Raw genomic sequence first — 22,946 nt, 5'->3', positions numbered from 1 at the left:
GTGCTCCCGGTGAGGTGGAAGGTCAGGACACGGTCAGGGTGATGCGCTGGTGCGGGCGGTCCGAGGCGCTGCCGATCGTGAGGTCGAACGTTCCCGGCTCGACGACGGTGCGCAGCTGTTCGTCCACGAGGGTCAGGTCCCGGGCGGCCACCACGGGGAACGACACCGTGGCCCGCTCGCCCGCCGCCACCCGCCGCTTGGCCACGCCCTGCAGCCGGATGCGCGGCAGCGAGACGCTCGCGTGGTTGTCGGTGACGTACAGCTGTACGACCTCGGTTCCGGCCCGGTCACCCGTGTTCGTGATGTCGACGTGGACCTGGGTCCGCCCGTCCGGCGCGATGGAGGTGTCGTCCAGCCGGATGCCGCTGTAGCGGAAGGTCGTGTAGCCGCGGCCCGATCCGAACGCGTGCAGGGGAGTGGAGGGCAGGTCGACGTAGTCGTCCGCTTCGGCGCGGGCGTGTTTCTGGTCGTACGACAGGGGGAGCTGGCCGACGTCCCGCGGGAAGGTGACGGGCAGCCGGCCGGTCGGTTCGGTCTCTCCGAACAGCACCTCCGCGACCGCCCTGCCGCCCGCCTCGCCGGGCAGCCAGGCGATCAGCAGCGCCGGCAGGTGCGCCGTGGCCCACGGCAGGGCCAGGGCGCGGCCGGTGACCACCACGGCGACGGTCGGCGTGCCCGTGGCGTGCACCTCTTCCAGCAACCGCTGCTGTACGCCGGTCAGGTCGAGGGAGGCGACGTCCTTGAGTTCGCCGTCGGTGCGGTCCGGAGAGAAGTAGCCGCCCTTGGTCTGCTCACCCACGACCACCACGGCGACATCGGCGTTGCGGGCCGCCGCACGCGCGGCGGCGAAGCCGGAGGTGTCCGTTCCGGTGACGGCGCAGCCGGGCGCGTACCGCACCTGGACCCGGTCGCCGAGCAGGCGTGTCAGTGCCGCGCGGATGGACGGGGTCTCGTGCAGGGCGGGGTAGGCGTTGTACTCGCCGAGGAGATTGAGCTCGTCGTCGGCGTTGGGCCCGATCAGAGCCACCGTACGGACCTTGTCGGCGGCCAGCGGCAGCAGGCCGCCCTCGTTCTTCAGCAGCACCATCGACTCACGCGCGGCGCGCAGCGCCAGGGCCCGGTGCTCCGTGCGGTTGACCACCCGTTCCGCCCGGGCGGCGTCGACGTACGGGTTCTCGAACAGCCCCAGACGTTCCTTGAGGGTCAGCACGCGCCGCACCGCGCGGTCGAGCAGGGCTTCGTCGACGCTTCCGTCCCGTACGGCCGCGGCCAGCTGGTCGAGATAGATCTCGTCCCAGGACAGGCTGACGTCGACCCCGGCGCGCAGCCCGAGCCGTGCCGCCTCCTGGGCCGTGGCCGCCACGTGTTCGCGGATCAGGCCGCGCAGGTCGTTGCCGATCACCACCCCGTCGAAGTGCAGTTCGTCCCGCAGGAGTTCGGTGAGGTACCTGCGTGAGCCGTGCACGACCAGTCCGTCGATGGTCTGTTCGCTCGCCTCGGTCATCAGGGCCCCGGCCTCGGCGAAGCCCACCCGCCACGGTTCCAGGTGGGTCTGGCGGAAGGCACGTTCGCCGATCTCGATCGAACTGGTCTCCAGGCCGCCGACGTTGGGGGACTCCATGGGGAAGGTGACCAGGGACGTGACCGCCGACGCGTCGGACGTGAGGTCGTCGCCCTGCATGGCCGGCACCAGCGCGCCGACGTAGGCGGCCGTCAGGAAGGAGTCCTCGCTGAACGCCCAGATCCCGCGGCCGTAGCGCGGATCCCGGTTCAGCTCCGCGGTGATGGTGCTGAGCGCGTGGATCCCCACCGCGCGGGACTCCCGGGCCACCGCCGCGTACACCTGGCCCACCAGGTCCGGGGCGAAGGTCGCGCCGAGCGCCAGTCCCTCCGGGAAGATCGTCGCCCCGGGGCCCACGGAACCGTGGGTGCCCTCGCTGATCTGGAGCAGCGGAATGCCGAGCCGGGTGTCGCGGGCCAGCCGCTGCAGCCGGTTGTGCTGCTCGGCCTGTTCGCGTGGCGTCAGGGGGTGCGGCACCTCGATGGAACCGGACAGGGACTGGTTGACGAGGCCGAAGAAACCGCCGCCGGGGCCCAGGGTCAGCTGCCGGCGGCCTGTTCCGACCACGGTCCGGCCGCGTACGTACGCCTCCCGGTTCTCCGGCGTGCCCGTCGGATCCGTGGAATCGCCGAGCAGTTCCTGCGGGAGGCAGACCGGGATGTTCAACTGGGCGATCTTGTCGGCCAGCGTCATACGGGTGAGCAGGGCCTCGACCCTTCGGGAGCCTGCGCTCCCCGCGCCGCGGCCCGCCGCCGACCGGGCAGGGGATGCCGACCGCGCCCCCAGAGCGGGGGCCGCCCCGGCTGCGACGGCAGCGGTGGCGGCAGCGGCGGCGCCCACCAGCGCACGCCGGGAAATCTTCGCCTGATCCATACCGCCAGCATGCCGAGCGAGACCCGCCCGGATCAGCTCCCGAAAGTCTGCGGCCACGCATCTTTCGTCGCTGCCGAGCAACCCCAAAGTCGCGCCGAACCGGACACGCGCCAGGCGGACGCGCCGTCAGAGACCGGAGATCGGAAGCTGGAGACGGGGATCAGAGACTGGAGGTGAGAAAGGGGAGGTCAGGAGCCGGAGACGAGGATCAGAGGGCGGAGGTCAGGAGCCGGGAGCCTGTCGCCGGACTGCCGGACTGCCGGACTGCCGGACTGTGGACTGCCGGGGGCCGGAGGCGAGGGCGACGCGGGTCAGGGGCATGAGTGGCAGGTCAGGGGCGGGCGGCTTTCCGTGTTCGATCTTCAGGGGTGGTGGCCGGTCATGCGGGCCGCCGACGCGATCGTCGCGCGGGCCTCGTGTTCCGTCAGGCCGGTGTGGACCGCCGCGTCGATCAGCGGGGCCCGCAGGGCGCGGCCGATGCCGTTCTCGTAGGCGCGGCAGGCCGCCCAGAACAGGCGGGTGTTGCGCTGGCCCTCGTGGGCGGCGAGGACGAACTGGACCAGACCCTGGCCGCGGTTGCCGACCGAGGGGTGGGTCGCGGGGTGGGGTGCTCGCGGGGGCGGGAGCAGGAGGCGGAGCAGGGACGGCGGGCAGGGCGCCGGGACCAGGTGTTCGGTGCCGGGGGCGGTGGCGTAGACGCCGTGGTCGGTGCGGGAGCCGGGGCCGACCAGGTAGCCGCCGGCGCCCCGGATGTCGATGCCGGGGGCGAGCCGGCTGGCCGAGTTGGGGATCACGGCGTCCGGAGGTCCGGTCAGCCAGAGGTGGCGGCCGCCGCTCGGCGTGAGCACGACGACCGTGGGCGGGATCGTGAACAGGTGCCGCAGTGCCAGTTCGCGCAGCGCGGCGGTGGAGTCCGTACCGGACTTCACGTCGAGGTCGACGCCGATGAGGCGGTACGGGGGCAGCCCGCAGGCGATGCCGTAGCCGGTCGCCCAGGGCGCCGCGGCGAACAGCTCGCGGATGCGGGCCGGGTCGGTGGTGGCGTCGTACACCCCGTGGCCGGGGCGGCCGCACTCGCCGTGGCAGGGCGGTAGCGCCGGTTCCGGCCCGGCGGGGTCCGGGGAGCCGAGGCCCGCGGATCGGTCCGGAGATCGGTCGGGGGACAGGGATCGGTGCGGGGAGCGCAGGGCCGGGAGTTTGGTCCGGGACAGGGGGATGACGGCCAGGCCGCGCTCGGCGGCTGACAGGGCGTGTGCGAGGGCCAGCGTCGTGGCCTGCCGGTCGGTGGTGGCCATGCATCCATGTTCGTACGTACGTTCGAAAAAGGGAAGAGGGGCCGGGTGTGACACGCCGAGGGCGGCAACCTGGCCGGAAAAGGTGCCGGATCGGTTCTCCCCTTGGGGCGCTTGAAGGGGTGATGTCCGGACTGGTCATGACTGGGACTGGAGTCAACCAAAGATGGCGAAAGGGGTTTATCGACTTGTCATCACGCTTGAGGGCGAATGAGGCTGTCCGGGGTGGTTCGCCGGGGATTCGGTGGGCAATTCTGATCTCGCGACGTCGATGACAACCACCGAGGCGGTCGGCCAACTGCCTTGGAAACAGCCTTACTTGACGTACTTCCGGCATAGCCGGGCTCTGAGAGGAAACAACATGGCAAGCATCCGTACCGCCCGCGTTCTCGCCGCCGTCTCCGCCCTTCCGCTCGCCGCCGCTCTCTTCGCCGGTGTGGCCGCCGCGGACAACGGTGCCATCGCGGACAACGGATCGAGCGCCAACGCCGGTGTGGCGGGCATCATCGGCAGCGGTGTCGGCCACGACAACAACGGCAACTCCTCCACCACGCAGCAGAACGCGGTGGGCAACGGTGCCTCGAACCAGAGCAACACCGCGCAGGTCAACGGCTCCGCGTGGACGGCCATCCAGCAGGGCAACGACAACGTCGCCGTCCACTTCACCCAGCTGTGGTAGTCCCCGTCTGAGCCCTGGTGGGGTGTGCTCTGTGGGGATGAAGCGCGCCTGCGCGGCGGTACTCCGGTACCGCCGCGCAGGCGTTTTCCGACGTTCCGCTTTCCGGCGGCTCCCGGCCTTCCGGCAACTCCCGGTCTTCCGGCGGCTCCGGTCTTCGGGCAGCTCCCGGCCTTCCGGCTCCGCGTGCCGTCTGTTCGACCTTGACAGTGGGTCGTATCTGACGGACAGTCAGAAACCATGCATCTGGCTCCCACCGAACGCCAGCGGCGGCTGCGCGCCGAACTCCGTGCCTACTTCCGGTCCTTGATCCCGTCCCCCGCCCCCGAGACGCCCGGGGAACGCCGGGCCCTGCTGCGCCGCATCGGCGCGGACGGCCTGCTCGGCCTCGGCTGGCCCGTCGAGTACGGCGGTCAAGGGCTGGGCGCCGAGGAGCAGTTCGTGTTCTTCGACGAGGCGTACCGGGCCGGCGCCCCCGTCTCGATGGTCACGCTCAACACGGTCGGGCCCACGCTCATGAAGTACGGCAGCGACGAACAGAAGGCCCGCTTCCTGCCCGGCATCCTCAGCGGCGACCTGGTCTTCGCCATCGGCTACAGCGAACCCGCCGCCGGCACCGACCTCGCCTCGCTGCGCACCCGGGCGGTGCGGGACGGCGACGGCTGGCGGATCGACGGGCAGAAGATCTTCACCTCGGGCGCCCAGCACGCCGACTGGATCTGGCTGGCCTGCCGTACCGACCCCGAGGCGCCCAGGCATCGCGGCATCTCGATCCTCCTGGTCCCCACCGACGCCCCCGGGTTCTCCTGGACCCCGATCGAGACGGTGGGCGGCCAGATCACCACGGCGACCTACTACGACGGCGTCCGCGTCCCCGCCGGCCACCTGGTCGGCGCCGAGCACGACGGCTGGTCGCTCATCACCAACCAGCTCAACCACGAGCGGGTCGCCCTCGCCGCGACCGCCATGCAGGCCGAGGACTTCTACGAGGCCGCGCTCACCGCCGCCCGCACCCCCGATCCGGTGACGGGCCGACGCCGTGTTGACGAGTCCTGGGTGCGTTTTCGGCTGGCCGAAGCGCATGCCCGGCTGGCGGCGAACCGCCTGCTCAGCTGGCGTTTGGTGGGGGACGCGGGGGCGGGCCGGGTGGCCCCCGCGGAGGCCAGCGGCGTGAAGTTCGCGGGAACGGAATCGGCAGTCGCGACGTATCGCATGTGTCAGGAGATCGTCGGCGAGGCGGCATTGGTCCGGTCCGGATCGCCGGGGGCGTTCGAGGACGGCGAGCTGGAGCGGCTCAACAGGGCGGCGCAGATCAACACGTTCGGGGGCGGGGTGAGCGAGGTGCAGCGGGAGATCGTCGCGACGATGCGGCTCGGGATGAGGAGGGGTGGCCGTGGCCGGGGGGACTGACGAGCTGGGGGTGCGGCTCAAGGCGTACGAGGGGCAGCCGGCTGCGGTCTCGGGCGTGGGCAGGGACCCGGTCAACCTGCCCATGATCCGGCACTGGTGCGAGGCGACGGGCGACACGAATCCGGCGTACGAGGGGCCCGACGCCGTCGCCCCGCCCACCATGCTCCAGGCGTGGACCATGGGCGGTCTGTCGGGACACGACGGGCGCACCGGCGCGTACGACGAGCTGATGACCCTGCTCGACGAGGCGGGCTGCACCTCGGTGGTGGCCACCGACTGCGAGCAGGAGTACCTGAAGCCGCTGCGGCCGGGCGACGAGGTGGTCTTCGACACGGTGATCGAGTCGGTGTCGGAGCGGAAGCGGACGAAGCTGGGCACCGGGTACTTCGTCACGACCCGCACGGACGTCCGTGTCGGGGACGACCTCGCCGGCACCCACCGCTTCCGCATCCTCAAGTACGCGCCGAGCGCCCGGCCGCCCGCCGGAAAGGGCCGGCGCCCCCGCCCGGTGGTCAACCGGGACAACGCCGGCTTCTGGGAGGGCGTGGCCGAGGGCCGCCTCCTCATCCAGCGCTGCGCCGACTGCGGCACCCTGCGCCACCCCTGGCTGCCGGGCTGCAACGCCTGCGGCAGCCTCGACTGGGACACGGTCGAGTCGGCCGGCGAGGGCACGGTCTATTCGTACGTCGTGATGCACCACCCGCCCTTCCCGGCCTTCGCCCCTCCGTACGCGGTGGGCCTGATCGAACTCGCCGAGGGCGTGCGGATGGTGAGCAACGTGGTGGGGGTGCCGTACGACAAGGTGCGGATCGGGCTGCCGGTACGGGTGGAGTTCTGCCGGTACGAGGACGAGGAGGGCGCGTTGACCCTGCCCGTCTTCCGGGGCGTGGACACCCTCGCCGGTCTCGGCGGGGAGGTCTGACATGGACTTCACGCCCACCGAGGCGCAGGCCGCGGCCCGTGACCTGGCCGCCCGGATCTTCGCCGACCTCGCCACCCACGAGCGGCTGCGGGCCGCCGGTACCGGCAGCGACCCGGAACTGTGGAAGGCCCTCACCGCGGCCGGGCTGGTGGCCGCTGTCGAGGAACTGGGCCTGCTGGGGCTGGTGCTGCTCCTGGAGGAACAGGGCCGCACCACGGCCCAGGTGCCGTACGCGGCGAGCTGCGTGTACGGGCAGCTGGCGGTCGCCGCGCACGGCACGAGCGAACAGCGGGAGCGGCTGCTGCCGGGGATCGGGGACGGATCGGTGGTCGTCGCCGGGGCGTTCCCCGCCCAGCAGGGTGTACGGCCTTCCGGGCGCGGTGGGCTGACCGGCACCGTCCCCGTCGTCCCGTGGCTGCGCGACGCCACGCACGTCCTGGTCGCGGACGCCGGCCGGCGGCTCTGGCTGGTGCCGCTCGGCGAGGGCACCGGCATCGAGGAGACCGAGCTCACCGCCCCCTGGTCGGCGGGGCGCCTCACCCTCGACGAGGCCCCCGCCGAGCCCCTCGGCACCGACCCCCGCCCCGCACCCGACCCGGACCCCGCCGCCACCGACCCCGGCCCCGCACCCGACCCGGACCCCGGTGCCACCGACCCCGGCCCCGATCCGGACCCCGGCGCCACCGCCTACGCCGACGTTCTGGCCACCGCCCGCACCGCCTTCGCCGGGCTCCAGGCCGGTGTCTGCGCGGGCTCCCTCGCCCGGGCCGTCGCGCACACCAACACCCGCGAGCAGTTCGGGCGCCCGCTCGCCACCCGGCAGGCCGTGCAACTCCGGGCCGCCGACGCCCATATGGACACCGAGGCGATACGGGTGACGGCGTACGAGGCGGCCTGGCGGCGGGACGCGGGGCTGCCGTACGCCACGCACGCGCTGACCGCCGCCTGGTGGGCGTCCGAGGCGGGGCAGCGGGTCGTGCACACGGGCCAGCATCTGCACGGCGGCGCGGGCGCCGACGTCGAGCATCCGGTGCACCGGCACTTCCTGTGGGGGCGCCAGCTGGACGCGTATCTGGGCAGTGGGGGCGAAGTGCTCCAGGAACTGGGGGAGTTGATCGCGAGTGGGGACTGAGACGACACGGCCCGGCGTGGGCACCCGGCTGCCGCCGCTGGAGATCCCGATCACGCGGACGCTGATCGTGGCCGGCGCGATCGCGTCCCGGGACTACCAGGACGTGCACCACGACGCCGAACTGGCCCGGCTGAAGGGCTCCCCCGACATCTTCATGAACATCCTGACCACCAACGGCCTGGTCGGCCGGTACATCACCGACTACTTCGGCCCGACGGCAGAGCTCCGCAAGGTCGCCATCCGGCTGGGTGCGCCCAACTACCCCGGGGACACGATGGTGTTGACCGGCCGCATCGAGGAGCTGGACGAGGTGACGGGGACGGCGACGGTCCGGGTGGTCGGCGCCAACGGTATCGGCAACCACGTGACCGGCACGGTGACCGTCGAACTCACCGGGGGCCTGGTGACCGTCACCATCACCGACGAGGGGGACTCATGAGCGTGCGGGGCCGGGACTCGCTCGGCGGGCGGGCGGCGATCGTGGGGATCGGGGCCACCGAGTTCTCCAAGGACTCGGGGCGCAGTGAGCTGCGGCTGGCGGCGGAGGCGGTGCGGGCCGCGCTGGCCGACGCGGGGCTGACCCCGGCGGACGTGGACGGGATGGTGACGTTCACGATGGACACCAGCCCGGAGATCACCGTGGCCCAGGCCTGCGGGATCGGCGAGCTGTCCTTCTTCTCCCGCGTTCACTACGGCGGCGGCGCGGCCTGTGCGACGGTCCAGCAGGCGGCGCTGGCGGTGGCGACGGGGGTGGCCGAGGTCGTCGTCTGTTATCGGGCGTTCAACGAGCGGTCGGGGCGCCGGTTCGGCTCGGGCGTGCAGCACCGGGAGCCGTCGGCGGAGGGCGCGGCGCTCGGCTGGGCACTGCCGTTCGGGCTGCTCACCCCGGCGTCCTGGGTGGCGATGACGGCGCAGCGCTACCTGCACGCGTACGGGCTGACCCCCGAGGTGTTCGGGCAGGTGGCGGTGGTGGACCGGAAGTACGCGGCGACCAATCCCGCGGCCTACTTCCACGGCCGTCCGATCACCCTCGCCGACCACGCGGCGTCCCGCTGGATCGTCGAACCGCTCCGGCTCCTCGACTGCTGCCAGGAGACGGACGGCGGACAGGCGCTCGTCGTCACGTCGGTGGAGCGGGCGCGTGATCTGCCGCGTCCGCCGGCCGTGATCGCGGCGGCCGCGCAGGGCGCCGGCCGGGCCCAGGAGCAGATGACCAGCTTCTACCGGGACGACCTGACCGGGCTGCCGGAGATGGGCGTGGTGGCGCGGCAGCTGTGGCGCACCTCCGGACTTGCCCCGGCCGACATCGACGTGGGGATCCTGTACGACCACTTCACCCCGTTCGTGCTGATGCAGCTGGAGGAGTTCGGGTTCTGCGGACGCGGGGAGGCGGCGGACTTCGTGACCGAGGAGCGGTTGCCGCTGAACACGCACGGAGGACAGCTCGGGGAGGCGTACCTCCACGGGATGAACGGGATCGCGGAGGGAGTACGCCAGTTGCGGGGCACGGGCGTGAACCAGATACCGGGCGCGGGTCGGGTCCTGGTGACCGCCGGTACCGGGGTGCCGACGTCAGGGCTGGTCCTGACCTCGGACGGGTGAACCGGCGGCCTGCCGGGGCGTGGTCCGCGGCCTTGGCCGTACTCCCCCCTCAGGGGTAAACCCGCAGGAGCACTGCCCGCGTACTCCACCTTCAGGAGGTGTAGCCAGCCCTACCCCTACAACCTGAGGCGGACTCTCCTTCGGGACCTGCGGCCGATCCGCCGTCACGCTGTTCGCTCATAGCGTGGAGCCATGACCACACCCGTCTGCACCAGCGCTTCGGACGCCGCTGTCTCGGCGAGGCAGACCCGGCCGTACCCGTCCTTCGCGTCGTACGTCAGGGCCCGCCAACCGGTCCTGCTGCGCACCGCCCGGTCGTTGACCGCGAACCCCAGTGACGCGGAGGACCTCCTCCAGACCGCGCTCGCCAAGACGTACGTCGCCTGGGAGCGGATCGAGGACCACCGGGCGCTCGACGGCTATGTGCGCCGGGCGCTGCTGAACACCAGGACCTCGCAGTGGCGCAAGCGCCGGGTCGACGAGTTCGTCTGCGACGAACTGCCCGAGCCGGAGCCGGCGGGCGGCGGGGACGACCCGGCCGACCGGCAGGCACTGCACGACGCGATGTGGCGGGCGATCATGAAGCTGCCCGCGCGGCAGCGGGCGATGGTCGTGCTGCGGTACTACGAGGACCTCAGCGAGGTGCAGACGGCCGAGGTGCTCGGGGTGTCGGTGGGCACGGTGAAGTCCGCCGTGTCGCGTGCGCTCGGCAAGCTGCGCGAGGACCCTGAACTGGACGTCGTCCGATAGCGGCCGGACAGCCGCCGACCGGTGTTAGTTGTCTCTCCCCTAGTGACATACCGCCCGGTATGTGAGCAGAATCAGCGCAGCCCCTTTACCACCGAGTAGGCAATGTCGCCCCCGGGAGGACCGCCGTGCTGAGCACCATGCAGGACGTACCGCTGCTGATCTCAACGATCCTGACGCATGGGTCGAGGATTCACGGCGAGTCACAGGTGACCACCTGGACGGGCGAGGCCGAGCCGCACCGCCGCAGCTTCGCCGATATCGGCGCCCGCGCCGCCCAGCTGGCCCATGCCCTGCGCGACGACCTGGGTGTCCAGGGCGACGACCGGGTGGCCACGCTCATGTGGAACAACGCGGAACACACCGAGGCGTACTTCGCGATCCCCTCCATGGGTGCGGTCCTGCACACGCTCAACCTGCGGCTGCCCGCCGAACAGCTGGCCTGGATCGTGAACCACGCGGCCGACCGGGTCGTGATCGTCAACGGTTCGCTGCTGCCGCTGCTCGCCCCGCTGCTGCCCCACCTGAAGCCGTTGCGGCACGTCGTGGTCTCCGGCCCGGGTGACCGCTCCCTGCTGGACGGCGCGACCGTGGCCGTGCACGAGTACGAGGACCTGATCGCCGGCAAGCCGACGGCGTACGACTGGCCGGAGCTCGACGAACGCCAGGCCGCCGCCATGTGCTACACCTCCGGCACCACCGGCGACCCCAAGGGCGTGGTGTACAGCCACCGTTCGATCTACCTGCACTCCATGCAGGTCAACATGACCCAGTCGATGGGCCTGACCGACCAGGACACCTCCCTGGTCGTCGTGCCCCAGTTCCACGTCAACGCCTGGGGCCTGCCGCACGCCACCTTCATGACCGGCGTCAACCTGCTCATGCCGGACCGTTTCCTCCAGCCCGCCCCGCTCGCCGAGATGATCGAAACGGAGCGGCCCACGCACGCGGCCGCGGTCCCCACCATCTGGCAGGGCCTGCTCGGCGAACTCACCGCCCGGCCCCGGGACGTCGCCTCGCTCACCCAGGTCACCATCGGCGGCTCGGCCTGCCCGCCCTCCCTCATGGCCGCGTTCGACAAGCTGGGCATGCGGGTCTGCCACGCCTGGGGCATGACCGAGACCTCGCCGCTGGGCACCGTCTCCCGCCCGCCGGCCCACGCCGTCGGCACGGAGCAGGAGTTCGCCTACCGCCTCACCCAGGGCCGCTTCCCGGCCGGTGTCCAGGCCCGGCTGACCGGCCCCGCCGGCGAACGCCTCCCCTGGGACGGCGAGTCGGCCGGTGAGCTGGAGGTGCGCGGCCCCTGGATCGCGGGCGCCTACTACAACGGCCCCGACGCCGACCCGCTGCGCCCCGCCGACAAGTTCAGCGAGGACGGCTGGCTGAAGACCGGTGACGTCGGGACCATCTCCCCCGACGGCTTCCTCACCCTCACCGACCGCGCGAAGGACGTCATCAAGTCCGGCGGCGAGTGGATCTCCTCGGTCGAGCTGGAGAACGCGCTGATGTCCCACCCGGACGTCGCCGAGGCCGCGGTGGTCGCCGTACCCGACGACAAGTGGGGCGAGCGCCCGCTGGCGACGGTCGTCCTGCGGGAGGGCTCCACGGCCACCTTCGAGACGCTGCGCGTCTTCCTCGCCGAGGAGGGCAAGATCGCCAAGTGGCAGCTGCCGGAGCGCTGGACGGTGGTGGAGGCGGTACCGAAGACGAGCGTCGGCAAGTTCGACAAGAAGGTGCTGCGGAGGCGCTACGCGGAGGGCGAACTGGACGTCACCAGCCTCTGAGCGCCCCACGCTGAAGCGCCCCGTCAGGGGCGCGGGGCTGTTTCGATATGCGGCTACCGCCGCGTGGGCACGACCAGCCACGAACCGCTCGCGGCCGGCTGACGGCAGTTCCCCGGCGGCGCTTCGTCAGTTGGTCCCGATCCGCGCCAAGAGATCCACGATCCGGCCCTGCACCTCGGAACTCGTCGACCGCTCCGCCAGGAACAGCACCGTCTCCCCCGACGCCAGCCGCGGCAGGTCCGCCTGGTCGACGGCGGCCGTGTAGACGACCAGCGGCGTCCGGTTGAGCTGCCCGTTCGCACGGAGCCAGTCGATGATGCCGGCCTGGCGGCGGTGCACCTGCAACAGGTCCATCACCACCAGGTTCGGCCGCAGCTGCCCGGCCAGCGTCACCGCGTCCGCGTCGCTCGCCGCCCGCGCGACCTGCATCCCGCGCCGCTCCAGCGTCGCGGTCAGGGCGAGGGCGATCTCCGCGTGCTCCTCGATGAGCAGCACCCGCGGCGGATGCTGCTCGCTGTCCCGGGGCGCGAGCGCCTTCAGGAGTACGGCGGGATCGGCGCCGTACGCCGCCTCGCGCGTCGCCTGTCCCAGTCCGGCCGTGACCATCACCGGCACCTCGGCCGCCACCGCCGCCTGCCGCAGCGACTGCAGCGCGGTCCGCGTGATCGGCCCGGTCAGCGGGTCCACGAACAGCGCCGCCGGGAACGCGGCGATCTGCGCGTCGACCTCCTCACGGGAGTGCACGATCACCGGCCGGTAGCCGCGGTCGCTCAGCGCCTGCTGGGTGGTGACGTCCGGCGCGGGCCACACCAGCAGCCGGCGCGGGTTGTCCAGCGGCTCTGGGGGCAGCTCGTCGTCCATCGGCTGCGGGCGCGGCGGGTCCGCGACCTCGACCGCCCCGCCCGGACCGTCCAGCGGCTCCGGGCCCTCGGCGGCGTTCACGTCCGGTGCGCCTATCGCGTACGACCGTCCGGCGCCCTCGGTGGCGCCCGTGAGCCGGGACTGCCCGGCCAGCGACGGCTGGGGCAGCGGCTGGGCCACCGGCTGCTCGGCCGGCGGATGTGGCCGGGCGGCCTGCTCGGGCTGCTGCTGCTCGTTGCGCGTGCCCAGCTTGCGGCGCCGCCCGTTGCCGCCCGGCTGGTGCGGGGGCGGGGTCGCCGTCGGCTGCTGCACCTGCGCGGCCTGCCGGGAGAACGGCACCCCCTGCCCCAGCGTCCGCACGCTGAACGCCCGGCCCTGCGTGGAGTCCGGGTCGGCCGGCGCGGGCGTCGCCGCCTCGGCGGGCAACGGCTGCGCGGCTCGGGCGGGTTGAGCGGCGGGCGCGGGCGCTTCGTCGCCGCCGCCCGGCCACTGCTGCGGTACGGGGGCCACGGGCGCGGCCTCCGCCGGCAGCGGCTGGGCGCCGGCCGGGGTGGCTTCGGCGGCCGGGGCGGGCTGCGCGGGCAACGGCTGGGCCGGGGTCGCCGGAGCGGGGATCTGCGGCTGCGACTGCGGCTGCTGTGCCTGCGCCGGTACGGCGGCCGCGCCCGGCAGCGCCTGCGGAACCGGCAGGCCGGGCTGACCCGCCTGCACGGGCGGCACCGGCTGCTGACCGGCGGCCGCCGGGGCGACGGGGATGCCGGACGGCGCGGCGACCTGGGACGCGGGCCCGGCCTGGGCCGGGATGCCCTGGCCGGGCTGACCGGGCGGAAGCTGCCCCGGCGGTACCGGCTGGCCGGGTGCGCTCGCCTGCGCGGGCACCGTCGGCACGGCGGCCGGCGTGGCCTCGTCGGGCTGGCCGACGGCCCGTCGACGGCGGCCCGTCGGCGCGTTGGTGGGGTGCGGCTGCGGCGGGGTGTGGTCCTCGGCCTGGTCGTGCGCCACGGCGTCGTGCCGGCCCTCCTCACCCGCCACCGCGACCGGATCGGGGGTGCGGTCGGCCTCGGCGGGCGGCAGTGCGAAGACCGGACGGGGGCCCGCCTGCTGCTGCTCCGCCCGCTCGGCCGCCGCGGCCAGCGCACGGCGCCGCCGCCCGCTCGGCTGCCCCTCGTCGTCCTGCGCGGCAGCGGCAGCGGCAGCGGCAGAGGCAGTGCCAGCGGGCGCGGGCGCGGGCAGCGCCGGCGGCAGCGCCTGCCGCTCGTCGGGCTCACGCCGGGCGCGTCGCCCCGCCGCCGGTGCGGGCACGCCCTGCGGCGGAACGGTGCCACCGAGCCCCGTACCCGCGGCGGCCGTACCGGCGCCCTGCTCGGCCGCCGTCACCACGGCACCCTCGGAGACGCCGGCGACACCGGCGCCCCCCGCGTCTCCGCCGGCACCCGCGTCGGCCGGTCGTCCGCGCCGCCGCCCGGTACCGCCGGACGCCGACTCCGCGCTCTCGATGCTCGCGGCGCTCTCGATCGCGGCGGGTCCGCTCTCCAGGGCCGCCGCCTCGGCGGCACGCCGGCGCCGCCGTCCGGTCGGCAGCACGGCCGGGACCTCGCCCTCGCCGCCCTCGCCGCCGGGCACGTCGCTCTCCAGGAAGGCGTCCACGGAGGACCGCCGGGCCCGGCGCCGTCCACCGGCGCCGCTGTCGTCGCCGGCCGGGATCACGGCCACCGCCGTACCGGCCGGAGGGGTCACGGCCCCGGCGCCGCCCCCGATCGGCACCTCCAGGACGAACGCGCTGCCGCTCATGCCCGGCACCTCGTGCGTCTGCAGCACACCGCCGTGCGCGCGCACGATCCCGCGCACGATCGGCTCGTGCACCGGGTCGCCGCCGGGATACGGCCCGCGCACCTCGATACGGACGACCTCACCGCGCTGCGCCGCCGCGACCACCACCGTGTTGTCCATGTAGCCGCCGGCGGAGACGGGCGCGTTGCCGGTCGCGTCGACACCCGCCACGTCCGCGACGAGATGCGCGAGCGCGACGGCGAGCCGCTGCGGATCCACCTCGGCCTCGATGGGCGGCGCGTGCACGGCGAACTGGACCCGCCCGGGCCCGATCAGCTCCACCGCCCCGTCCACACCGGCGGCGACGACCGCGTCCAGCATCACTTTCGTGCGGTTGATGTCCTCGGTCCCGGCGTCCAGCGCCTGGTAGCCGAGCACGTTGTCGATGAGCTGGGTGATACGCGAGTAACCGGCCGAAAGGTGATGAAGCACCTGGTTGGCCTCGGGCCACAGCTGCCCGGCGTCGTCGGCGGCGAGCGCGGCCAGTTCCCGGCGCAGTTCGTCGAGGGGGCCGCGCAGCGACTGCGCGAGCAGGGTCAGCAGCTGTTCGTGCCGCCCGGAGAGGGCCTCGTACCGGTCCTTCTCGCGCTCGCCGAGGGCCGCGTACCGCTCCTCGCCGGACGCCAGCTCCTCGGCCTGCCGCTCGCGCAGCTCCTCGACCTCGGTGACGTGCTTCTGGCGCAGCGCGGTCAGGTCGGAGGCGTGCTCCTCGGAGAGCCGCTCCAGCTCCTCGGCGTGCGTCTTCTCCTGGGTGTCCTTCTCCTCGGACAGCGCGTCGTACGGCCGCCGGTCGGTGAAGGTCATCACGGCGCCGACGAGCTGGTCGCCGTCGCGTACCGGCGCGGTCGTCAGATCGACCGGCACCTTCTTGTCGCCCTTGGCCCACAGCACCTGGCCGCGCACCCGGTGCTTGCGCCCGGAGCGCAGGGTGTCGGCGAGCGGCGACTCGGCGTACGGGAAGGGTGAGCCGTCGGCGCGCGCGTGCAGCACCAGGTTGTGCAGCTCCTTGCCGCCCAGCTCACCGGCCCGGTATCCCAGTATCTGAGCGGCGGCCGGGTTCACGAGCACGATCCGGCCGTCGGTGTCCGTCCCCACGACACCCTCGCTCGCGGCCCGCAGGATCATCTCGGTCTGCCGCTGCGAGCGGGCCAGTTCGGCCTCGGTGTCCACGGTGCCGGTCAGGTCGCGCACGACCAGCATCAGCAGCTCGTCGGCGCCGTAGCCGTAACCGTCGTACGCCTGCTGCCCGTTCTCCAGGTTGGCGCTGGTGACCTCGACCGGGAACTCCGAGCCGTCGGTCCGGCGCGCCACCATCCGGGTCGGCTTGGTACGCCCGCGCGGATCCATGTGATCGGGCCGCCGCATGGACCCCGGGATGAGCCGGGAGTCGAACTGCGGCAGCAGATCCAGCAGCCCTCGCCCGACCAGCGCGGTACCCGGTGCCTCGAACGCCTCCAGAGCGATCGTGTTCGCGTTGACGACGGTCCCGTTGGCGTTGACCAGCACCAACGCATCCGGCAGCGCATCGAGTATGGCTGCGAGGCGAGCAGCGCCTCGGGATGGCCTGCTGCTCACGAGACGCTTCCTCCCTGTTACCGCACCTTGCCGACCGCTCGGGCCATCTTGCCAACCGGCCCGCGGCGTGTCACGCGAGGGAGTCTAAAGGCACCGGTTGCGCTCACGGCGCCGGATGAGAGGGAGGTCGCACGACGAAGTGACGGCGAACATGTGACCGACACGCCTCACCTCCGCCGTATCTCCGCGAGACTTTTACGGGAGCGGGGCCTCCGCCATGGAACCGCTGTGCCGCCTCGACGGCTGAATCGCTCGACGGGCGACCGGGCCGCCGGGCCCTAGGAACCCAGGTCGGGCAGGAGGGGGACCATGCGGTTCCAGCGTCCGATCTCACAGCCGTTGCTGCGGTCGTAGGCCGCGTCGACCGGGCGGCCGGCCCAGGTGCCGGTGACATGGGCGGTGGCGGGGCCGCCGTACAGCATGGTGCAGGCGGCGCCGGGGGCGACCGGGGCGAAGGTGTCCCGTCCCCAGCGCGTGTTCCGGTCGAGCGCCTGGCAGGCCCCGCTCACGTCCGGGTGACTGCCGGCGCCGGGATGGCAGGACAGCTCGTACGTGCCGTCCCGCCCGTCCCCGGCGTGCCGGACGGTGACGGTGAGGTGGTCGCCCTGGACGGCGGCGGAGGCGGGCAGGGCGGGGAAGGATCCGAGAACGGCGGCGACGGCCCCGAGGGCGCCCCGCACGGCGAAGTGAGACATGTCCTGACCAACGCGTCGGCCGCCCGGACGTTGCGGCGCGCCCCCGACGACGGGAAGTGCTTTGCCCTGCGACCCGCCTGCCTAGTACCGTGGGAGCCGATTGGTGACAGCACGCTCGACTGTGTCATCATCTGCACGCACCACTCGCGCTCGCGCGGGCGGCTGTGCGGGAGGCGTCGCCTAGTCCGGTCTATGGCGCCGCACTGCTAATGCGGTTTGGGACTTCAATCCCATCGAGGGTTCAAATCCCTCCGCCTCCGCACCTGACTCAGGGAGCCCGACCATTTTCGGTCCGGGCTCCCTGAGTCGTTTGCGGCCCTGCCTGCGCTCCGTGGTGATCACCGCCCCTCCCGACGGCCGGTGCGTGCAGGACCCCGAGATATGGCGTTTCCGCAGGTCACAATGGGTGCACCTAACGGATTTCACATGGCGGCGGCAGTCATGTAATGTTCTTCCTGTCGCCGCGAGCGGCCCGGAAGGGCCGGAAGCCAAGACGAAAAAGCAAGAGAACAAGCACTCGTAGCTTAACGGATAGAGCATCTGACTACGGATCAGAAGGTTGCAGGTTCGAATCCTGCCGAGTGCACACAGGTCAAAGGCCCCCTGGGATTGTTCCAGGGGGCCTTTGACATCAACCGTTGACATCAACGCGGGTGAAAGTGCCGATCACTCCTTGGTGTCCGGCTGCTGCTCTCCCTGCGACCTTGCGTTCCTGCTCCTGCTGCGCCTGATGCTGTACGAGTGCCTGCACGCAGGCCTTCGGGAGCGACACCTTGCGGATCGATCGAGTCGTCTTGGGGGTGCCGAAGATCAGCTCACGCCGGATTCGTTGCACGTTCCTGCGGACCCGGAGTTGGCCGTTCTTCAGGTCGATGTCCTCCCAAGTGAGCGCGAGAGCTTCGCCCCGCGCGGTTCGGGTAGGGGCGGTGAGCCATGGGCGCCAGCATGATAGAGGTGTGGGTCATGTCCGGCGTGGCGTCAATGCCTTCCCTGCAGGGTCAGTCCGGCGAGGTGCCTGTGACCATCAGCGATAGTCGGCCCGAGGCGGCGGGGTAGGCCGCTGGTGAGGGACCTGCGCTCAAGGGCGGTTGGCCCGTTTGCTCAGAGATAGTTGACCATTCCAGGATCCCGTACCCACGCTGCCGTGCCTCACCGTGTGGCCTTCTTGGGTTCCGCTCCGCCAACGCAGCGGATGTGCGTCACCAGCGGTAGAGATAAGGCCGACCGTCGGTGATGTTTTGCATCTATGCTCCAGTGCCGGGAAATGGACGAGGGGGACCGCGATGTCGGATGGCATGCTCTTGTTGCTGACACTGATCTGGATGGCGATTGTGAGTCCCGCCGGGATTGCCGTGGTTCTCGGCCTCGTCTTTGTCCGGGATGCATACAACGGCGTCTCCGCTGACGTGGGGGCCATGACGAGGCGTAGAGGGTGGATCATGGTCTGGATCGGTGCGCCTATCTTCGTCGCCGCCATGTTCCTGTCTCCGTGGTGGTGGGTGTAGTTGCTGGGCCGCGGCTCCACGGCTGCGATCGTTTCGACGTGGCCAACCATCTCTGCGAGTGGCCATCTACCGTTGCGCGTCACAGTGCCGGGGCGGGACTCAGCCTAGAATCGAACACATGAGCGAGATGTTGCCACCGGACTCCGCGCGCCTGCGTGTGATCCTCGCGCACCTCGACAAGGAGCTGACCGACCACGAGACCATCGGCACCTACCTGCGTCTCCAGCGCGATGCCGTCCAGGCGGCGATCACCAAGGCTGAGATACGGCGGAAGCCTCGCGCCGCACAGCCGCCCCATCAGGGTCCGAGGCGGATGAAGTTGAAGCCCGGGACGTACATGCTGGAGCCGAAGACCCAGCCTGACCATCCGAGGTCCGCGTACGTCCACATCGGTGGCTGCACCGCGATCGAACGGCCGGCGACGGAGTGCACGATCCGACAGGCGGAGCTTTCACTGACCCAGCAAGCGGTCGGAGCCCAGGCGTGTCCGACCTGCCGACCTGACATGGCACTGGGCATCGACGTTGCCTAGAAGACGTATGGTCCAGCTCCCTCAGAATGGGGCGCCAGAGGGAGCATCCGCCCAACCTCGACCACGGTCACGGACGATGCCTCCGGAGAGGGAAGGCTCTCAGCTGTGGCGGTAGTCGGAAAACCCCCAGGTCGAAGGGGGTTCAAGGTGGGTCTACGCAACGTTCTTGAAAACCGTTGTACTCCCAGCCAGAACAGATTCCCCCACCTCATCAAGCTGGCTGCGCTCCGCCGGGTGCGCTCCCGGCTCCGCGCCGGGCGTGGCTCCTGCCTTCGGCCCGCTCCGCCCGCGCTGCGCCGACGCGCGCCCACGCAACGAGAGCCGGGTCATGGGTGATCGCCGTAGAGAATGGCCACCGGTCAGAACAGCCTCCGGTGGGGGCGCTCAGGCTCCGAGATGGCGGGGGCCGGCGAGTAGTGGCGTGCGTGGAGTGCTCCTAGCGCTACGACGAGGGAGTGAGATATCGAAGGACGGATCCGAGGAATTCGCTAAGCTGCAGATTTTCCACCTCGTGAAGCTTCATCCCAAGAACTTCAGGGACCCAGGTCTTCTTGTTGCCGATCTCTGGGTGCCATCTTTCAAGTACGCCGACGGGAACCACGAAGATGCCGCACCCGGAGAGGACCTTCACGATGCGCTGCATAGCGGCTGAAGGTTCGCCCTGTGGTACTGCAGAAACGCCACCGGTCTTCAGCTGTTCCCAGCCTGATACATGCCTTATGGCTTGGGCGACCGCTTTCCTCACCTCATCAGGAATGGCATCCTTTTCTCCTGGATTCGAGAGTCCAGATACGACATCCATGAGATCCGCGCTGCTCTGACATCAGCCGCTGACATCAACAGCCACGCACACCAGCGCACAGCGGCGGACTGAGGTGAGCTGGGGCCCGTGAACCGTGGGCGCTCACAGGCTGGTTGACGGTGCGCTTGTTCGGGGTGAACACGCCAACGGATCACAGGACCGAGTTCGGGGACGGGTAGCGGCCGGTCGGTGGATCGCGGCGCGGTATGGCGGTGTGTCTGTAGGGCCGCACAGGGCGGGTGTGGCTTGATCGTCGGGCGGTCCCGGCAGGGGCCTGAGCATCAACCGACGTCTGCGGCACACCCCGAGTGCCGCGCTCTTTGTCGAGGAGTCCCCCATCGTGAGACCGACCCTGCGACCTGCCGTGTTCCCACGACGTGGTGCAAAAGCCGCTGGTGAGTGGCTGCGGGCCCGGCGTGCTGCCGTCCTGCTCGCCGCGGTGGCGCTGCCGGCGGCCCTGGTGGTGCCCACGGCCACGCCCGCTGCTGCGGCGGTGCCCGTGACCGTCACCTTCAACGCGGGCGCCAACCAGCCCTTCACCGTCCCGGCCGGCGTCACCCAACTGACCGTCACCGCCACAGGCGCCGCGGGCCAGAACGGGCCCAACGGCAGCGCGGGCGGCAACGGCGCCACCGTCACCGGCACCGTCACCGTGCCGCCGAGCACCACCACCCTCTATGTCAACGTCGGCACGGGCGGGGGCGCCGGCGGCGGACCGGTGACCACGGGCGGCGCCGGCGGCGGTGCCAGCGACGTCCGCACCTGCAGTTCGGCCGGCCCCGGCTGCACCCTGACCGGCGTCCCCGGCACCGACCCCCGCCTCATCGTCGCGGGCGGAGGAGGAGGCGGCGCAAGCAGCGTCTCCGGATTCCCCAACCCGTCGGCCACCGGCGGAAACGCCGGAAACACCGGGGGGGCCGGCGGCGACAGAACGGACAGTGGCAAGGGCGGCGGCGGCGGAACCCAGACCGCCGGCGGCACGGCCGGAGCCGCATGCGCCTTCTCCGGTACGTCCGGCGCTCCGGGAACAGGCGGTGCAGGTGGCACCGGGGGAGGCAGCTTCGGGGCCGGCGGAGGCGGGGGCGGCTGGTTCGGTGGAGGCGGAGGCGGGGGCTGCAACCAGATCCGGAACTCCCCTCCGGCGGCCGGCCCCGGTGGCGGTGGTGGTGGGTCGAACCTCGTCCCGACGGGTGGTACCTCCGGACCTGCAGCGGGAGCGGCCCAGGTGACCATCACCTACGAGCCGGTCCCCCCCACCTGTGCGACTGCCACGCCGACCATCACCGGCACCAACGGCCCCGACTTCCTGGTCGGCACTCCCGGCGACGATGTGATCTTCGCTCTCGGCGGCAGCGATGCGGTCGACGGCCGCGGTGGCAACGACCTCATCTGCGGCGGCGACGGCAACGACTCGTTGTCCGGCGGTGACGGCAACGACCGCATCGAGGGTGGCAACGGCGCCGACAGCCTGAACGGCGGCAACGGCAACGACGCCCTCTTCGGCGGTCCCGGCAACGACGCCCTCTTCGGCGGCCCTGGTACCAACACCAACGACGGCGGCCTCGGCGTCAACGCCTGTTTCAACCCCTCCACCGGACCCGGCTGTCCCTGACCCACCCCACACGCCGCCGACCTGATCGACGGACATCAGAAACGGGCCCCGGCACCTCCCTCGTCGCAGCGGCGACCAACGCACGAGGCCCGTTTCAACGCTTTGTCCAACCGAGGAGAGTAAGCCTGCTCGCACGCGGAGCCGTCTCGCGGGACCTGGGCATGTTGCGTGACATCAGTAGCTGACATCAACAGAGGCGTACAACCGCGCACCGTGGCACGCCTGTGATCGGTGGACGAGCCGACAGATTCCAGCAGGCGAGCGGTTCGTGATGGTGCAGCACGCGCCTACGGATCAGAAGGTTGCAGGTTCGAATCCTGCCGAGTGCACACAGAGTGAAGGCCCCGGATCTGTCCGGGGCCTTTGTCGTTTCGGGGTCGTACGGCAGCGAAGTACAGCAACGGCTGATGTCCGCCGTCGGTCCGTGACCCGCCCATTGCTTCGGAGAGCTTGCCGAGCGCGGCCTGTACCTCCTCCTCCTGCTTCGACCACAGTCCAGGGCGTTGATCGATGAGGCGGCCGCAGCCACGGCGCAGCCGGTGATCAGTTGTCGGCGTACTGATCGCGCACGCCGCCTACGACCCACCGTGGAAGAAGCCGGACTTCAGGTCCCGGATGGTGGCGTCGAGTGGGTGCCCACTGACGATGAACGGTCCGCTCCAGGGCGCGCTGAGTGCGAAGAGCAACGCCAGGCTCAGCCCGACCACACTCGCAACCCCCACGATGAGCAGCGACGTTCGCAGACTGCTGCGGAAGACCAGTGCGCCGGAGTTCACGATCAACGCCAGTCCGCTGACCACAAGCGTGACGACGTAGAGCGCGGGAACGTCGCGTGAGGCGGCCGCAACGCGGGCGCGGCGACTACTGGTGACACCGTCCAGGGCAACCACCAGCTCCGTGCCGGTCGGAGTTCCCACATCGGGCCGGGCCGCCTCGGCGCGCACACTCCGCTCCAACCGTGCGATCGCACGAGCGGTGGCCGGGTCGTCACCGGACGCCGCTGCCGTACCTTCCCACTCCCTGGCACGCGTGGTCTGCAAGTAGTCCAGCAGTGCCGCATGGATCGGCTCCGACTGGACGCGCGGGCTTGTCGCCGCCCATGCCAGGCGGGAGGACGCGGCCGCCTCATCGCTCACCAACCCCTCGGCCGCGCGCAGGTAGCCGGCCTCGCTGGCCAGCGAGAGTGCCGCAAAGATCGCGAAGGCAGCGCCGAGTGTCGGCATCAGGGGCGTGGCGATCTGCGGCACCCGATCCCGTTCCCCGACCGGTACGAGCGCCCGGACGCCGACCCGCGCCACTGCCGCAACCAGGAAGGCAAGGAGGAGTCCGCCCACAACCAGCACCACCGCCGGCAGCGAGGTCAACCAGTCCACCACATCACCTACCGCGCGTTCCCGCGAGCGCCCCACGGCGGCGGCACATCGGGCCCCGCGACCTGAAGCTCCTCGTCGATCACTTCCAGCGAACGCTCCATGATCACAGGGCAAAGACCTCTGAAGCTCGCGACGCCCGGCACGGCACCTCCTTTCGTTGGC

General features: G+C 71.6%; 17 protein-coding genes and 2 tRNA genes. 13 read left to right on the top strand and 6 right to left on the bottom strand.

Translation table 11 applies throughout. The features are described from left to right. Positions 1-22: 22 nt before the first annotated feature. Both ACFWXC_RS30320 and ACFWXC_RS30315 read right to left on the bottom strand, forming a co-directional pair. Positions 23-2,434, bottom strand: a complete 2,412-nt coding sequence (locus ACFWXC_RS30320; RefSeq protein ID WP_384483459.1) for a glycoside hydrolase family 3 C-terminal domain-containing protein — start codon at positions 2,432-2,434, stop codon at positions 23-25. Positions 2,435-2,796: 362 nt separating this feature from the next. Further along, positions 2,797-3,729: a bifunctional DNA primase/polymerase gene (locus tag ACFWXC_RS30315; protein WP_384483458.1), complete on the bottom strand. Its 933-nt coding sequence runs from the start codon at positions 3,727-3,729 to the stop codon at positions 2,797-2,799. A gap of 358 nt (positions 3,730-4,087) precedes the next feature. Between ACFWXC_RS30315 and ACFWXC_RS30310 the strand changes: the two genes are divergently transcribed. From ACFWXC_RS30310 to ACFWXC_RS30275, 8 genes are all read left to right on the top strand, one after another. After that, entirely contained in the window at positions 4,088-4,405 is a 318-nt protein-coding gene (locus ACFWXC_RS30310; protein WP_384483457.1) for a hypothetical protein, read from the top strand. Between the two features lie 237 nt (positions 4,406-4,642). Continuing rightward, a complete protein-coding gene (locus ACFWXC_RS30305; protein ID WP_384483456.1) occupies positions 4,643-5,812 on the top strand; it encodes an acyl-CoA dehydrogenase family protein in 1,170 nt (389 codons plus the stop codon). Continuing rightward, complete coding sequence (locus ACFWXC_RS30300) at positions 5,796-6,734, top strand: bifunctional MaoC family dehydratase N-terminal/OB-fold nucleic acid binding domain-containing protein (protein ID WP_384483455.1); 939 nt, start codon at positions 5,796-5,798, stop codon at positions 6,732-6,734. Before ACFWXC_RS30305 ends, ACFWXC_RS30300 begins: the two co-directional genes overlap by 17 nt. A 1-nt stretch (position 6,735) precedes the next feature. After that, entirely contained in the window at positions 6,736-7,866 is a 1,131-nt protein-coding gene (locus tag ACFWXC_RS30295; RefSeq protein WP_384483454.1) for an acyl-CoA dehydrogenase family protein, read from the top strand. Next, positions 7,856-8,305 carry a MaoC family dehydratase gene (locus ACFWXC_RS30290; RefSeq protein ID WP_384483453.1) on the top strand — a complete coding sequence of 150 codons (450 nt, stop codon included), beginning with the start codon at positions 7,856-7,858 and terminating at the stop codon, positions 8,303-8,305. Before ACFWXC_RS30295 ends, ACFWXC_RS30290 begins: the two co-directional genes overlap by 11 nt. Then, complete coding sequence (locus ACFWXC_RS30285) at positions 8,302-9,468, top strand: lipid-transfer protein (protein WP_384483452.1); 1,167 nt, start codon at positions 8,302-8,304, stop codon at positions 9,466-9,468. Before ACFWXC_RS30290 ends, ACFWXC_RS30285 begins: the two co-directional genes overlap by 4 nt. Positions 9,469-9,660: 192 nt before the next feature. Further along, complete coding sequence (locus ACFWXC_RS30280; protein ID WP_384483451.1) at positions 9,661-10,218, top strand: SigE family RNA polymerase sigma factor; 558 nt, start codon at positions 9,661-9,663, stop codon at positions 10,216-10,218. A gap of 125 nt (positions 10,219-10,343) precedes the next feature. Further along, positions 10,344-11,999: a long-chain fatty acid--CoA ligase gene (locus tag ACFWXC_RS30275; RefSeq protein ID WP_384483450.1), complete on the top strand. Its 1,656-nt coding sequence runs from the start codon at positions 10,344-10,346 to the stop codon at positions 11,997-11,999. 126 nt (positions 12,000-12,125) lie between these two features. On the opposite strand, the gene ACFWXC_RS30270 is transcribed toward ACFWXC_RS30275, so the two are convergent. Then, the gene (locus ACFWXC_RS30270) at positions 12,126-16,265 is read right to left on the bottom strand and encodes a PAS domain-containing protein (RefSeq protein WP_384483449.1); all 4,140 of its coding nucleotides are present in this window, start codon (positions 16,263-16,265) and stop codon (positions 12,126-12,128) included. Between the two features lie 278 nt (positions 16,266-16,543). Beyond that, positions 16,544-16,960: an SSI family serine proteinase inhibitor gene (locus ACFWXC_RS30265; RefSeq protein WP_384483448.1), complete on the bottom strand. Its 417-nt coding sequence runs from the start codon at positions 16,958-16,960 to the stop codon at positions 16,544-16,546. 169 nt (positions 16,961-17,129) lie between these two features. On the opposite strand from ACFWXC_RS30265, the gene ACFWXC_RS30260 reads away from it, so the two are divergent. From ACFWXC_RS30260 to ACFWXC_RS30245, 4 genes are all read left to right on the top strand, one after another. Next, positions 17,130-17,220: transfer RNA gene (locus ACFWXC_RS30260), tRNA-Ser, on the top strand. Between the two features lie 253 nt (positions 17,221-17,473). After that, positions 17,474-17,546, top strand: a tRNA-Arg gene (locus ACFWXC_RS30255). A 697-nt stretch (positions 17,547-18,243) separates the two neighbouring features. Next, positions 18,244-18,465: a hypothetical protein gene (locus tag ACFWXC_RS30250; RefSeq protein WP_384483447.1), complete on the top strand. Its 222-nt coding sequence runs from the start codon at positions 18,244-18,246 to the stop codon at positions 18,463-18,465. Between the two features lie 118 nt (positions 18,466-18,583). Next, complete coding sequence (locus ACFWXC_RS30245) at positions 18,584-18,997, top strand: DUF6233 domain-containing protein (RefSeq protein ID WP_384483446.1); 414 nt, start codon at positions 18,584-18,586, stop codon at positions 18,995-18,997. A 442-nt stretch (positions 18,998-19,439) separates the two neighbouring features. Here ACFWXC_RS30245 and ACFWXC_RS30240 read toward each other — a convergent pair whose 3' ends face one another. Next, positions 19,440-19,799, bottom strand: coding sequence for a hypothetical protein (locus ACFWXC_RS30240; RefSeq protein WP_384483445.1), 360 nt, complete (start codon positions 19,797-19,799; stop codon positions 19,440-19,442). 340 nt (positions 19,800-20,139) lie between these two features. Here ACFWXC_RS30240 and ACFWXC_RS30235 point away from each other — a divergent pair, with 340 nt between their 5' ends. Continuing rightward, positions 20,140-21,411 (top strand): calcium-binding protein, encoded by a 1,272-nt coding sequence (locus ACFWXC_RS30235; RefSeq protein ID WP_384483444.1) that lies wholly within the window; start codon positions 20,140-20,142, stop codon positions 21,409-21,411. A 575-nt stretch (positions 21,412-21,986) separates the two neighbouring features. Here ACFWXC_RS30235 and ACFWXC_RS30230 read toward each other — a convergent pair. Next, the gene (locus ACFWXC_RS30230; RefSeq protein ID WP_384483443.1) at positions 21,987-22,784 is read right to left on the bottom strand and encodes a hypothetical protein; all 798 of its coding nucleotides are present in this window, start codon (positions 22,782-22,784) and stop codon (positions 21,987-21,989) included. Between the last annotated feature and the right edge of the window lie 162 nt (positions 22,785-22,946).

It is taken from the genome of Streptomyces sp. NPDC058683, assembly GCF_042716195.1.
GTDB lineage: Bacteria > Actinomycetota > Actinomycetes > Streptomycetales > Streptomycetaceae > Streptomyces.
This window is presented reverse-complemented; position numbering and strand designations above follow the sequence as displayed.